This window comes from Gottfriedia sp. NPDC056225, from assembly GCF_042267765.1.
Classification (GTDB): Bacteria; Bacillota; Bacilli; order Bacillales; family Bacillaceae_G; genus Gottfriedia.
On record NZ_JBHJTJ010000002.1, the window covers coordinates 52,910 to 67,251 of the forward strand.

Consider the following 14,342-nt stretch of genomic DNA (forward strand, 5'->3'; position numbering starts at 1 on the left):
GTAGTCTTGTTGTTCGTTCAATCGATTATATTCTCGTTGCTCATTATTACGATTAAAGTCTTTTTGTTCATTGTATTGTCCATAATCTTGTTGTTCTGAGTATCTACCGTAGTCTTGCTGATCTGTGTATCTTCCATAATCTTGCGGTTGATCTACACGATATCTTTGTTCTTGTTGGAATCTTTGCTCTCTATTGTATAAGCTAGGTGCTTCTTCTATTGGTCTAGAAGGCGTTCTTACCATTTTATCTTCTTTATCCGCAAATCCCGTAGCAATAACAGTTACAATAATTTCATCTTTTAAGCTTTCATCGATTACCGAACCGAAAATCATATTTAATTCTTCATGGGACGCAGAAGCAACGATATCTGCAGCTTCTTGTACTTCAAATAGACTTAAATTACGTCCACCAGTGATATTCATGATTACACCGTGAGCTCCATTAATTGAAGTTTCTAGTAAAGGAGAATTTAATGCCTTCTGAGCAGCGATCGTAGCACGGTCCTTACCTTTTGCAATCCCAATTCCCATAAGGGCTGTCCCTTTATGAGACATAACTGTTTTTACATCAGCAAAGTCAAGATTGATTAATCCTGGTACTGCGATTAAGTCAGAAATACCTTGAACACCTTGTCGAAGTACATTATCCGCTTCTCGGAATGCTTCTAGCATCGGTGTTTTTTTATCAACAAGCTCTAATAATCGATCATTTGGAATAATGATTAATGTATCAACTGCTTCCCTAAGCTCTTTAATTCCACCTTCAGCATTTGTTGCACGCTTTTTCCCTTCAAATTTGAATGGACGCGTTACTACTCCAATTGTTAATGCGCCAAGCTTACGAGCAATTTTCGCAACTTCAGGTGCTGCCCCTGTACCTGTTCCGCCGCCCATTCCGGCTGTAACGAAAACCATGTCCGCACCTTTTAATACATCCTCTATTTGCGACTTACTCTCTTCTACAGCTCTTCTTCCAATTTCAGGATTTGCACCCGCTCCTAAACCACGCGTCAACGCTGCGCCGATTTGCATCGTAATTTCCGCTTTTGATTGCTTTAATGCTTGTGCGTCTGTGTTAAAGGCAATAAATTCAACACCCTCTACTCCGTCTTCAATCATGCGGTTAACGGCATTGTTCCCACCGCCGCCAACTCCAATAACTTTTATCCTTGCAAACTGTTCTATACCATCAAATTCAAACATGATCATTCCTCCTCGTCATTCCGATCACATAATTTCACGTTTTTCAAAGAACCATTTATTTTCATTCTAAGATTTATCTTTTTATGTACTGTATTATGCTTTAGTAGTTTAGAATTAAACAATTCGCTTCTAGACATAGAATTGTCCTAATTCCCCTAACCCTACTATACTAGAAAACTACTTGTTATCTTTTTGATAATTTTTCCTTAATATACCTTTAACTAAATCATGTATTTTAACATCTTAATGTAATATCTCTCTCATCTTCGTAATAAAACATCAATCAAAAGATACGTACAAATTATATAATTCTTTTCTTTTTAAGTGAAATCCTCTATGAATAGAGCGCTTAATCAAAGAAATCAAAAATGATTATGTGATATGATTCACAAATTATACATACTTCATCTCTCAAATAAAGCTACATGTTAGTAAAATATAGGTATATAGGAAATTACGTCTATATTTATTTACAAAATATGTTGCTAAAGGAGAGAGAGAGTATGAAAAAAATTTTTACAAGTTTAATTGTTTTAGTTTGCTTCTTTACGAGTTTCTCTATCCAGATCAAAAAGTCGTATGCCTATAATACCTTCGGCCACAAACTGGTTAATGGTGTAGGTCATTATGGACAAAACAGACAATATTATTTTCTAGATAAATCAATTGGTTCAGAAAAACAAAAATTTAGGGATGCAATGGAAAAATGGATTTATGGTACTATTACAACCCCTATTTCTTTTAGAGAAACTACAACCAAATCATCTTCTGTTCTTGATGTATATAAATTTAATACAAAGGACGAAGGAGTAGCTGGTATCACATATTTTATGTATGGAAAGAAAAATGTTGATGCCTCCAAAACTGATTGGTACTGGGCATATATAGATTTACAATCTGATACTTATAGTAAATTAACAGATTGGCAAAAAAGATTGGTTCATGCGCATGAGATAGGACATGCATTCGGTTTAAACCACACAAATATTTATGGTAATTTAATGAATCCAAATGGGAACAATTCAACTACCAATATTCCTTTAAATGATCAATTTAACGGTATAAATTTTATGTATAAATAAGGAGGCATTGCATTGAAAAAAATATAATTATTTTTAGTTTTATAGTTACATTATCTATTTGTTCCCTATTTTACTTTTATACTTTTCCGAAACCAAATAAACAAAATAATGCCTCAATCGTCTTAGAGGATAATAAAGAGCTAAAAAAAGATTTAGATGATAAAAATGCTAATTCAATAATTAATAATGTTAATAACAATGACCTGTCTAAAAATAAAATAGAAACTGTAGTTACTAGTGCATCACTCTTTGGAAACTTTGATAGAGTTCAAGACTTGATGAAAGATTCCGATTTAGTCGTAAAAGGTACTGTCAAAGCTACAGAACCGTATGTTAAAAAAAATAATGAAGGAATTTTAAGACCATATACTAAATTAACTTTTAAAATCAAACATGTTATATCGGGAGACAAAAAGCTAAAAGGTAAAACAATATCGATTTTAGAGTATGGAGGAATAATTTCAAAAAAAGATTTCGATCTAGATAAAAAGTTCGATAATATATCTAATTCCGAATTACAAGAAAAACTTCAAGTATCTATAGATGGAGTTCCCAATTCTAAAGCTGGACAGAATATGGTCGCTTTTTTGGTAGATGATAAAGATGTCTTAGATATAGAGTCAAAGCTATACGGAATAAGAGGAGCATACAAAGGCAGATTTACTCAGGAAACTAAGACGAAGAGATTCAAACGTGGTATACCTAAAAATATAAGTACAGAAGAAGAAAAAAAAGAGTTAGAAGTAAATGATGAAGTGACAGAATTAAATAATCAAATAGAAAGCTAATTTCATATCATTTCATATAAAAAGGATTTAAAATAACCAAGCTCTTTTCCCTCTAAAAACTCTACAAATATGATTTCGTTCTCTTCATATCAGTAATCAAATAAAGATTATTCTTCTTCATATTTTCTAAAAGAAGTTCTGCTTTCGTACGCTCTCCTTTCAACACTTCCAATTTTTGTTGCGAAATCCCCACTAGTTATAAAAAATCCACTCTACCATGAATAGCCTCAATTCCTTGAGGCTCTGTATCATTAGCTAATAGTAAGGCAGTGATTTCTGAATTAACTCCTAGATTTATACTTTTCCGTTCCCAGAATTTATTTATCAACAAAGAGCTCGTTCGCAAGGTAGTTAAACAAGCTTTTTTACTAAACAACTTATTTCCTCGAATTAATAATGCCATAAAGAACAATATCTTCGAATCTTCCATTCTTAACTATATGATCTTTCATTGTACCTTCGTAGAGCATTCTACAATTTTTCATTACTTTTCCGGATGCTGGATTTGATGCGAAATGACGTGCATAAACTCTATGAAAATCTTTTTCCTTAAAGACAAATTCAATGACTGCTTTAGCTGCTTCGGATGCATATCCGTTTCCCCAATTTGCCTCGGCAATCCAATAGCCCATTTCACCATGCTTAAATTGCTTTTGATTTGAAATACCGATTGCTCCGTATAATTGTCCAGTCACTTTGTCTGTAATTGCGAATTCATACTTACTGTTTTCTTTAAAATTTTCCTCGTGGCTTTCGATCCAAGATAAAGCACATTCTATAGTGTATGGATTTGGTAGACTTAATGTACTCTTATAAACATTGTAATTATTGCACATCAATGCTATTTCTTTTGCATCTGATTTTTTAAATAAGCGTAAACGTAATCTTTCTGTCTCGATCATTCTATCTGTTTTACTATAAATCATCGTCTCACCCCAACTAAATTAAAAATTTAGTAATTGATTCTATATAGAGGCTAAAAATCCTCTTTTTATTCAACAAAACTGAACTTCTATTTCAGGATATTGAGATAATTTCTTTATAATATGATGATTTAAAATAAAAAAAACTGGATAATCATATTGACTATCCAGCTAAAAAGTAAATTGCCCCTTTCAACGTATTCTATTTCTCAATTAAATCTGACTTCTTATGTTCTTCAGCCCAATTCTGAATCCCGTCGTCCTCATCTAATTCAATAATTACGTCAGTTACCCCATTTTCTTGCATAATTTTTTCTTCTAATCTGTCTTTTATGTCATCGGCTTGTGCAACTGTTAAACTAGGGTCAAGTTCAATTTCCAATTCAACATGTAAATCTTCGCCTTCCTTTACAACTGTTAGAGCTTGAATATCTTTTACGTCTGGATCGTTCATTACCATTTCGCCGATTTTGTCTTCCATTTCTTCGTCGGATTCTCCAATTACACCAGCAGCATTATCAAGAAATACCTTTCCAACTACTATGAACATTAAAAGACCGATGATCACGGAAGCAATACCTTCAGCTTGATGAAATGGTGTAAAGTAAGCAATGATTACCGCAATCATTGCTAGTAAACCGCCAAGCGTTGCAACAGTATCTTCTAAGAACACTAATTTTGTAGCTGGTTTAGCCTTTCCCATATTAGCCATCGCTTGGGTAACTACTGCAAAACCCGTTGGTTGAATTCCTAGTTCATGATTAATTTCCTTCATCGCTTTAAATAATACAAATGATTCAAGAACTGTTGAAGCTGCTAAAATAACAAGAGTTATGATTAATCCTGAAGAGTGTGTCGGATGGATGATATGATGAATTCCTTCGACAATCGTTTCATATGCCATAATTCCTACTATTAATACGGCTCCAAGTAAAACTAGATTAACTAGTCGGCCAAATCCATTTGGAAACCGATCCGTTGGTGCCTTTTTACTTAGTGCAGAGCCACTAAATACAAAAAGTTGGTTTGCTGTATCAGCAGCACTATGCATTGTTTCTGCGAAAAGCGCTACACTTCCTGTCATACCAAAACCAATTCCTTTAATTATGGCGATTACAGCATTAACTATGGCTGCTAATAATGCAGATTTATTCCCTTTCTTTAAAAGCAGTAAAAATTCTTTCATTATCTTCTCCTCTTATTTCGTATTTCTATATTATGTATTTTTATAACTTTTTATTAGCTAACAGCTGCAAGCTCTAATCAATTCAAAGATGTTTTCAAACTAAATTGGAAAGTTATGTAATTTAATAGTACCACAAGTTCTTCTCATTCTTCGTGTATATGCAACAAAAATTTAAACTGAATTGAGTTATTATAGTCGGAAAAATAAATAGAAATCTAATAGATAAATCGAGATAATTCCCAATGTTATTCCTAAAAACAAATAAAATATCCTACTTAATAAACGCTTTTTTTTATTTAAAATGGAAACCCACAAACAAATTAACCCTAATAACATGATTGGAACTGTTAGTAACAGAATCAACATCTACATTCACGTCCCTAATTGAGATTTCACATTTTAATCGAATTGTTTCTGTTTGTTTAGAAAACCCTTAATTTATATGAGTATTATTATATAAAGATTACTAATCGTTTCAACTGATGTAAGAACTATTTTACCAAAAATTTTAATCATCTATTTCTTCCAATGATGTGAATGCATTCTATACAAAGATATATCAATTAAATTCAAATAAAATATTGACCCCAACCTTAGGTCATATCCCATAGTAAAGGTCGGAAAGGGGGAAATTATGAGACTAACAGTTAAAGATTTATCAAGTATCGCTGGTGTTTCCATTAAGACACTATACCATTATCATAAAATTGGATTACTAGTTCCTTTTGAAATCGGAGAAACAGGCTACCGTTACTATTCTTTAAATATGATCTAGATCGCTTACAGGAAATTCTTTTTTATAAAGAATTAGACATTCCATTGTTAGAAATTAAAAATTTGTTAGATGAAGAATCAAATAGGTCAACTACTCTTGAAAAACAATTAGCTCTTTTTGAGAAAAAAATTAACCGATACGAACAATTAATTCAAACGGTAAAAACGTCATTAAATTATGTAAATAAGGGAGAAAAAATGGAGAAAAATTTAATGTTTAAAGGATTTGAAAGAGAAGAAGATTGGAAAAATGCGCTCGAAGAACAGAATAGTTATTTAGAGGAAACATATAATGTTTCACTGGATGTAAGTGCGATTGATGTTGAAAGAATGAATTTAATGGCAATCGAAGCACAAAATTTCCAAGTCAAAATGGCAGATTTTCTAAAAGCAGGAGTAAAGTTTAACGATCCGATTGTACAGAAAGTAACTTCTACACATATACAATTTTTAAATAAAAATGGACATGTAATTAGTAAAGAGGATTTTGTTAATCAAACAAAGTTTTTCCTGCATGAAGATTTTCATAGAGATTTATTGGAAAATCAACAGGTTGGATTATCTTATTATTTAGTAGCCGTTGCAGAAAATTTATAAAGATACTTTAGACAGCAAGAATATTACTCTTGCTGTCTTATTGTTTTCAAAGCTTCCTATTTTAGTTAAAATCACATTATTTTAACAACGCTTCATATACGGCAGTCGCTACAGCTTTGTATTGTCCTGTAGCAAAGTCATCCCCTTCAAACTTGTTCGGATTTGTTGCTGGATCAATGACTGGTGAATGTTTTTTGTTCGTCAATAAAACAATACCTAAGTCATTATCTGGATCGATAATTGTCAGAGTACCAACCCATCCAGTATGGCCAATCGCATTTGGACTTGCGTACAATCCAAATGTAGATGCCATACTAGAAGAACCATTTCTTCTCCATCCTAAACCGTAAGTTGGATTTAAATCGGAAGGTGCTGTAAACTGATCAACAGTCTTTTGATCAAATAGTTTTACTTTGCCATATCCACCTCCGTTTAGCATTACTTGTAATAGAACAGCTAAATCGTTTGTCGTGGAGAAAAGTCCCGCGTGACCAGAGACACCGCCCATAGAGTAATAAGCTTTTTCATCGTGAACTTCACCTTGTAAAGTATATGTACGAATATTTGGGAAGGAGATGACACCGTCACGAGTATTCCCTTCTAGCTCTGTTGCCGCAAAATCTTTTGGTTTAAATCCTTTTTGCAACGGATTAAACATAGTGTGCTTTAGACCTAGTGGCATATATATCGTATTTTCAACATAATCGTCAAGTCGTTGACCAGTTACTTTTTCAATAATAAAACCAAGGATCATATAATCTACATCACTATAAATATTTTTCGTACCAGGTACATATTCAAGTGGTGTTTCAGCGATCTTCTCTAATGTTTCATTACGATCTTGTGTATATAAAGATCCGGCTACAGATAGATTATGATATTGTGGGTCAGCAGGGAAGCCTGCAGTGTGATGTAAAATATCGATTAAGCGTAAAGTATCCTTCCCTTTAATCACATCAGTTGGTTTGTCTTTAAAATTTGGAAAATATGATTGTACAGTTGAATTTAGGTCTATTTTCCCTAAACTAACAAGATGTTGTAAAGCGAAGTTAACCGCATACATTTTTGTGTTTGACGCTAAATCAAACATTGTAGTAGTCTTCATTTTTTCAGGATGTTTCAGTGGTGTTAGTCCATCATATTTTTTCGCATAACCATATGCAGTGTTTTTTACGATTTTCCCATCTTTGATAATCATTAGAACTGCACCAGGAAAACCATTGTCTACGTCTTGTTGGATCAATTCATCTACTTGTTTTAGTTTTTCAGATGAGAATCCGACTTCTTCAGGCCGTTTAACTTTCTTTAATACAGGAAAGTTCTCACTATTTTTGGTTTGTTTCATTCCATTCACCTCCGCTTGAATTGAGGTTTTGTCTGAAATTGTTTGTGCATAGCTAGCAGAGCCTGTTGCAGTTACTAAAGCAAGAGTTAAGGTTGATGTTACAATACTTCGAGTTATTCGAGTCAAATAAATTCTCCTCCCATTAATATATTTACCAAAACTTACACTAGTCTAATTTTTGGAAAAATAGATCTTATTATTGAAAATAAATTTCAATTTTAACGAATATTCAAATGAAATAAAATTCCAACTATTTCAGTATAAATTTGAAATTTATAGTTTGTAAAGTCTTGGTAAACTACGAACTTTATATAGGATTCTAAAGTACTACATAACTAAAATAACTTCTCCACAAAACAATTTCCAAAGTACGATACAACTTCTAATAATTCAATAAATAATGTATATATGAACCTATTTTGCATTAACTCTTTTTAATACATTACAACTATTTTTTCTCTTTTTGCTATTAATGATCTGTTTGCATTTATCCTACTAAAAAAACTAGTCCTAATTATAATCTACATCTTAGGACTAGTTCTTCTTACAATTTAATTAATTTAGCCTCTCAATAATACTTTGTAATGTTTTCCCATTTTCAGTTGACTTCGGTTTATTTTGATGAGGAACTGTTGGATTTTCCATAAGGAAGTTTTGCTTAATATAATTCATGTCAGTCATATCAATCTTACCATCGAAGTTAATATCTCCTTTGCGGTCATTTGTACCCCAATGATCTTGTAGATAAATTGCATCTAGTATATCGATAACATTGTCTTTGTTTACATCTCCAGCACTTGTTAGTTTCTTATCAATAAATTTCTTTTCACCAATTTTATCATCTAGCCCTATATAGAAGGATTTTTGTACTGTAAAATGGCCAGGGATATCTAATACTAACTTGAATGAGTCACTAGACGGTAATGAGTCTACTTCAAAATTAGGAGTATCTAATACTTTTCCAACATACTCCTTGCCGTTATTATCAATTACCTTTACAGTAGCACCCATTTTAGAGTAATCAAACAGCTTTACAGGTCCAGTTGCTACTACTTTATAGACTGCTTCTCCATTCATAGTGCCTAATATTTGAGAATTCGTAGCATTAATTTTAATTGATGGATCGACACGTCCACTAGCTGTTTTCACATCAGATAGGTTTGTAAAATTAGCTTTTGATATGGTGACTTTTGTATAATCATTAAAATACTTATCATTTTTAACTGTTGCTGTCAGTTTCATCATCGATAATACATTTTCTGGACTCCAGGATGTGTCTTTCGCCTGTAAGTTGACTTTAATTGTTCCGTTTTCATTTGATATAGTTGAATCAAATCGATCTTTTATTTTATCAACTAAAGTCATATCATTAAATGAAAGAACATTTGGATCGTACTTGAATTCTAATTCTGCAGTTTTAAATACCCCTTGATTTACAGCATTTACATCGAATGTAATTGTGTCACCTTGAGATACTTCTTTATGATTAGCAATACTTGTCACGTAAGGAGATCCTTTTTTAACAAAATAGTATTGCAATGAATTTGTTTTATTTCCTATATAATCCATTGCATACATTTCAATTGGTAATACACTTAAGGTGATAGGTATATTATTTCTGGCAAAAGTAAAATTCCCATTTGCATCAAGAGTTTGGGTAGTCGGATAATTAGTGTTGTATTTATAATAAAGTTTGTTATTTCCTTGCGTTATTTCAGAACCAGCCGCTATTAATTCTTTTACTCCTTGATCCATTACATTCCCTTTTATTTCGATTGGATTATTAGGATCTACTTCAATAACACCATCAGCTAAGTTAGTTGTCATTTCAGGTTTCGAATTATCAACAGAAATCGGCTTTACCATAATAATTTGTTTTCCATTTTCTTCTGTAAATACAAATTTCACATTATACGTACCAGGTTTTACTTGAGTAGGTTCAATACCTACCAACTGTTCAGTTGTTATTCCAATAGGATAATAATCTCCATCGAAGAAATTGTTTAATTTAACATCTTGATTTTCTGGTATTCCTACTCCATCATAGTATCCAAGGTATCCGATATCTTTTGAGTTTGTATCCGCTAAGAAAATATCAAGAGATCGAATGTGAGAATTTAATTTAAAAGTTGCAGATGCCATACTGTTGTAATTTAAATTACCGTTGTTAATTGTTGATATTCCTGAGCTCGTATTTAGATATTCAATTCCTTCTTTTACTTTACGAGCACCAAATGGCATCTTGTATGTTTCATCTGGATATAAAACATTTGTAAATGTGATAATTCCTTCATACATACCATATTTGGCAGATGCTGGGAACTCTATTGATGCTTCTATATTTTGTTGACTTTTTCCTTTTAGGAGTACAAAGGTCCTGCTCGTTCTTAATTTTACTCCGTTTGCTGTCGAATCTAGTGAATCTCTTACTGTTTGATAACTTACATTAACTTCAAAGATTTTTTCCTTATTACTATTGTTTTGGATCTTGATGGTTCTCTTATCCTGTACTGCTTCTCCATTTGAATATAAACTACCAAAGCTTAATGCTCCTGTTAAATCATCGACTTGCTCTTCTTCATTATTATTAATATTTGTTGTTTTATCTTGAACTTGGAAAGATGCATCGGAATTAATCGCCTTTAGAGCATCGACACGCCCGGCACCACTTTCAAAAACGCTATAATTTCCATTCATTGTATCAGCAGTGTTCATTAAAATTGTTTTTATGTCAGCTGGTGTTGCTTTTGGATTTTCCTCAATTAGTAAGGCTGCCACCCCTGTTACTTCCGGTGTCGCCATAGAAGTTCCAGAAAGAGGGGCGTAACCATATGAATACACTCCATCATATTTTTCACCATATACATATGGCGGAACAGTTGACATGATATTTAGGCCTGGCGCAGTCACCTCTGGTTTTATATCATATGTCATTAATGCAGGACCACGTGAACTAAAATAGGAAAGTGAATCTTCAGTGTATAGCACATTTTTTTGAAGTGTCGTAAATGTATATTTTGCTTTTTCATTCTTTAAGACTTCTTTAAAAGCTTTTCCTTGTTCCCCACTTAAAATATAAGCATATGTATTTTCAATCGCTACTGGTAGCTTGTCAGATACATAGCCATTAGAAGTACTATACATAAATACAGCCGCTGCTCCGTATTTTTTTGCTAATCTGACCTTATCCTGAAGAGAATTTACACCAGTTGACACAAGCGCAATTTTTCCATTTACGTTTTTACTATTAAAATCGGTTTCTTGTCCTTGACCAACATCAACGATAGCGAAACTTTTTCCTTCTAATTTTCTAGGATCTTCTTCAAAACCATTTGTAGCATAATGAATCTCAGAATCTAGTACTGTATTATTACTTTTAAATGATCCTAAATAATTGTACTCAGCAACTTCAGGATTACTTGAACCAACGGTAATCCCAAGTGCCGACGCGGCTGGAGTGCCAAGCGTATACATTGCACCACCATCATTACCTGCAGCTAGAACACATGTAACACCTGACAATACTGCATTATTGATCCCAATTGCTAAAGGTGAATACGGATCATTATAACTTGCACCTAAAGATAGATTTATGACATCCATTTGGTCTTCCACTGATTTTTCAATACCAGCTAATATATCTTCTGTTGAACCAGTGCTGTATGGACCAAGCACCCGATATACGTAAAGCTGTGCGTCTGGTGCAACACCTTCCATTGCATATTTCGATGTAGACTTATTTTGACCGGCAATTATTCCTGAAACATGTGTTCCGTGATATGTAACATAGCCCGAAGCAGTCCCTCCTGGTTTCCCAGCCTTTTCCCAGTCTTTATATGTTGTCTCCATTGGATCGCTATCGTTGTCGACAAAGTCGTATCCGCCTTTGTATGCATATTTTAAATCTGGATGATTATAATCAATACCAGTATCAAGGACACCAATCTTAACGTTTTTTCCTGTGATACCTTTTTTATGAAGCTTGTCTACTCCCATTATTTCTTGGGGAGATTTTCCACTATAGCTTGCTACCCCGTTTTCTTTAAGAGGAGAAATAGGCTCAATTAACTGAACTTTTTTATTTTCATATACACTTTTTACTACATCAGATTGAAGTAAGCTTTTAACTTGATTGGCGGGCAATGTTATTGAAACACCGTTAAATGCTTCTTTAAAAGTATCTTTCACTTTGTAGTTAACCTTTAATTTAGATAAATCTCTCTTAAATTGATCATGTGATCCGTCTAATTTTTTATTCGCCTCTTCTTCTGATAAAGACTTACCTTTAAGTTTCTCTAACAAAATTGAAGTGTTTGCTGTTGGTTGTTTGAATTCGACAATAACTGAAATTTCTTTGGAAGTGTTCAAGTCCTTTTCTGGTGAAATGTTTAGTACCTGTTCATTAGCTGAGGTCAAATCTTGGAGTGCTTTTCTTTGCTCAGGAGATAAGTCATTTAAAAACTGATTAATCTTTACTGAAGTTTTTACGTGATGTATTGTATTTCCATCAGACTTAGTAACAAGCCCTGTATTTGCGGCATTTGCTGTCGGGGCTGCAATTAAAGATGTAGCTAGTACTGTTAAACTTAATACCTTCCATACACTTTTCATATTTATTCCCTCCGTATTTTTTAGCTTTTTATGTAATTTTGCTATTACATTGTAGGGGCACGGGGGCTATTGGATATGAAATTTTTGTTAATTTCAGCACTCGAATATAGATTTTGATTGCATACCATTATCTGCTCGATCAGCTCCTTTCATCAAGCATTGGATTTCCACAAAATTACAATTATATTATACTGACAGTTGATACAAATTTTAAATTGATCAATTCTCTCAACCATCTAAATATTAATCGATAGATTTCACCAAATATTTCTAATAAAGAACAACTGTCATTCTATTTTTACATAAAAAAACGCCACCATATAAAGGTGACGCTAAATAGCACAAATAAAAATAATCTTCTAGATACTCCAGTCCATATATACCTTAGTTTGACATTACTGGAACTGCTTCACTATTTAAAACAGGTGGTTTCACTCTTGTAGGTATACCACATTTGTAAGTCAGTCCTTTTGTACTTGCATCAAATTCAACTTTCGCTCTTTCAAGAATGCCAGACTGATCCTTCAGCAATTCGTAAGCAGATAAAGCCATAATTTTTGCTGCATAGTGCATTCCTTTCATGCCGATTGTTGAACCAAAAGAGGCTGTAGCCTGCCATGTATGGAATTGAATTCCTAAAGGTGCACAAGTAGTCATGATTTGTCCCATCGGAACAATCCAAGATACATCTCCTACATCAGTGGATCCTCCCATAGTTTGCCCGAAATGCTTTCGGTTGTGATAAAAGTCTGTTTCCAGTATTTTATTTGTATCATCACTAATACTAAATATGATTTCATTTGCTGCTGCTAAGACAGATGGATCGACTGTTTCACGTAATTCTTCTGCAAATTTTTTTTCTTCTGAAGAAAACTCCATTCTTCCTGCTACTTCGGCTTGTGTATACATTAGCTCATTAAGCGTTTCATTTGGCAATGTATCATAGCATCCCGCTTTAATCTCCCATCTTACCGAAGTCTCTGTCATCATCGCTGCACCTTGAGCCACTTTATTTAATCTTTCTTCCAATTCCGCAACTTGATCTCGGCCTGCTCCGCGCAAGAAATAGTAGACACTTGCATTGTCTGGCACGATATTTGGTGCCATACCCCCATTAGTGATTTGATAGTGAATCCGGCTTCCATCAGGTACATGCTCACGTAAATAATTAGCCCCGACATTCATTAACTCGACTGCGTCAAGTGCACTCCTTCCAAGGTGTGGAGCCCCTCCAGCATGGGAAGTTCTGCCGGAAAAGAAAAATTCAATGGCAGTTAATGCTTGAGAACGAAAATTAGAAGTCATATTATTATTCCCTGGATGCCATGTAAGAGCGCAACTCAAATCATCAAATACACCTTCCCTAGCCATAAAAGTCTTACCTGAAAGCATTTCTTCAGCTGGGCATCCATAGTAACGAATCGTTCCAGGTAGCATTTCTGCATCCATTCTTTCCTTTAACGCAATAACAGCTTCTACTCCAGCTGTTCCAAGCAGATTATGACCACAACCATGACCTGGACCATTTTGAATAACTGGTGTTTGTTTTGGATTGACTTTTTGAGATAAACCGGGAAGAGCATCAAATTCACCAAGAATACCGATTACCGGCTTTCCTTTTCCATATTCAGCAACAAATGAGGTCTGCACATCACCGATTCCAGAAGTAACTCGAAAACCAGCTTCTTCTAATTCTTTCATTTGCAATGTAGATGCGTAAATTTCAGTGTAGCCGACTTCAGGGTGGTCCCAAATATCTTTAGCCATTTTTGTAAACTTTTCCTGATTTTCTTCAATCCATTTAGCAATATTAGATTTTCCCATTCATTATCA

The 14,342-nt window shown here is 33.6% G+C and carries 7 protein-coding genes and 2 pseudogenes; 3 read left to right on the top strand and 6 right to left on the bottom strand.

The window, feature by feature from the left end; all coding sequences use genetic code 11:
- Positions 1 to 138: 138 nt before the first annotated feature.
- Positions 139 to 1,203: pseudogene (gene ftsZ, locus ACFCYN_RS02500) on the bottom strand (cell division protein FtsZ); the annotation flags it as partial.
- 503 nt (positions 1,204 to 1,706) lie between these two features.
- Between ftsZ and ACFCYN_RS02505 the strand changes: the two are divergent.
- Both ACFCYN_RS02505 and ACFCYN_RS02510 read left to right on the top strand, forming a co-directional pair.
- Complete coding sequence (locus tag ACFCYN_RS02505; protein ID WP_375947315.1) at positions 1,707 to 2,285, top strand: matrixin family metalloprotease; 579 nt, start codon at positions 1,707 to 1,709, stop codon at positions 2,283 to 2,285.
- A gap of 278 nt (positions 2,286 to 2,563) precedes the next feature.
- Positions 2,564 to 3,073 (top strand): hypothetical protein, encoded by a 510-nt coding sequence (locus tag ACFCYN_RS02510; protein WP_375947316.1) that lies wholly within the window; start codon positions 2,564 to 2,566, stop codon positions 3,071 to 3,073.
- Positions 3,074 to 3,450: 377 nt separating this feature from the next.
- Here ACFCYN_RS02510 and ACFCYN_RS02515 read toward each other — a convergent pair whose 3' ends face one another.
- Positions 3,451 to 3,999: a GNAT family N-acetyltransferase gene (locus tag ACFCYN_RS02515; RefSeq protein WP_375947318.1), complete on the bottom strand. Its 549-nt coding sequence runs from the start codon at positions 3,997 to 3,999 to the stop codon at positions 3,451 to 3,453.
- Positions 4,000 to 4,198: 199 nt separating this feature from the next.
- On the bottom strand, positions 4,199 to 5,182 hold the full coding sequence (locus ACFCYN_RS02520; protein ID WP_172447519.1) for a cation diffusion facilitator family transporter: 984 nt from the start codon (positions 5,180 to 5,182) through the stop codon (positions 4,199 to 4,201).
- Positions 5,183 to 5,816: 634 nt separating this feature from the next.
- On the opposite strand from ACFCYN_RS02520, the pseudogene ACFCYN_RS02525 reads away from it, so the two are divergent.
- Positions 5,817 to 6,553: pseudogene (locus ACFCYN_RS02525) on the top strand (MerR family transcriptional regulator).
- Between the two features lie 76 nt (positions 6,554 to 6,629).
- Here the strand turns inward: ACFCYN_RS02525 and pbp4b are convergent.
- The 3 genes from pbp4b to ACFCYN_RS02540 form a co-directional block, all read right to left on the bottom strand.
- Complete coding sequence (gene pbp4b, locus ACFCYN_RS02530) at positions 6,630 to 7,898, bottom strand: penicillin binding protein PBP4B (protein WP_375947515.1); 1,269 nt, start codon at positions 7,896 to 7,898, stop codon at positions 6,630 to 6,632.
- 555 nt (positions 7,899 to 8,453) lie between these two features.
- Positions 8,454 to 12,509, bottom strand: coding sequence for a S8 family serine peptidase (locus tag ACFCYN_RS02535; RefSeq protein WP_375947320.1), 4,056 nt, complete (start codon positions 12,507 to 12,509; stop codon positions 8,454 to 8,456).
- 384 nt (positions 12,510 to 12,893) lie between these two features.
- Positions 12,894 to 14,333 carry an amidohydrolase gene (locus tag ACFCYN_RS02540; RefSeq protein WP_375947322.1) on the bottom strand — a complete coding sequence of 480 codons (1,440 nt, stop codon included), beginning with the start codon at positions 14,331 to 14,333 and terminating at the stop codon, positions 12,894 to 12,896.
- Positions 14,334 to 14,342: the final 9 nt, after the last annotated feature.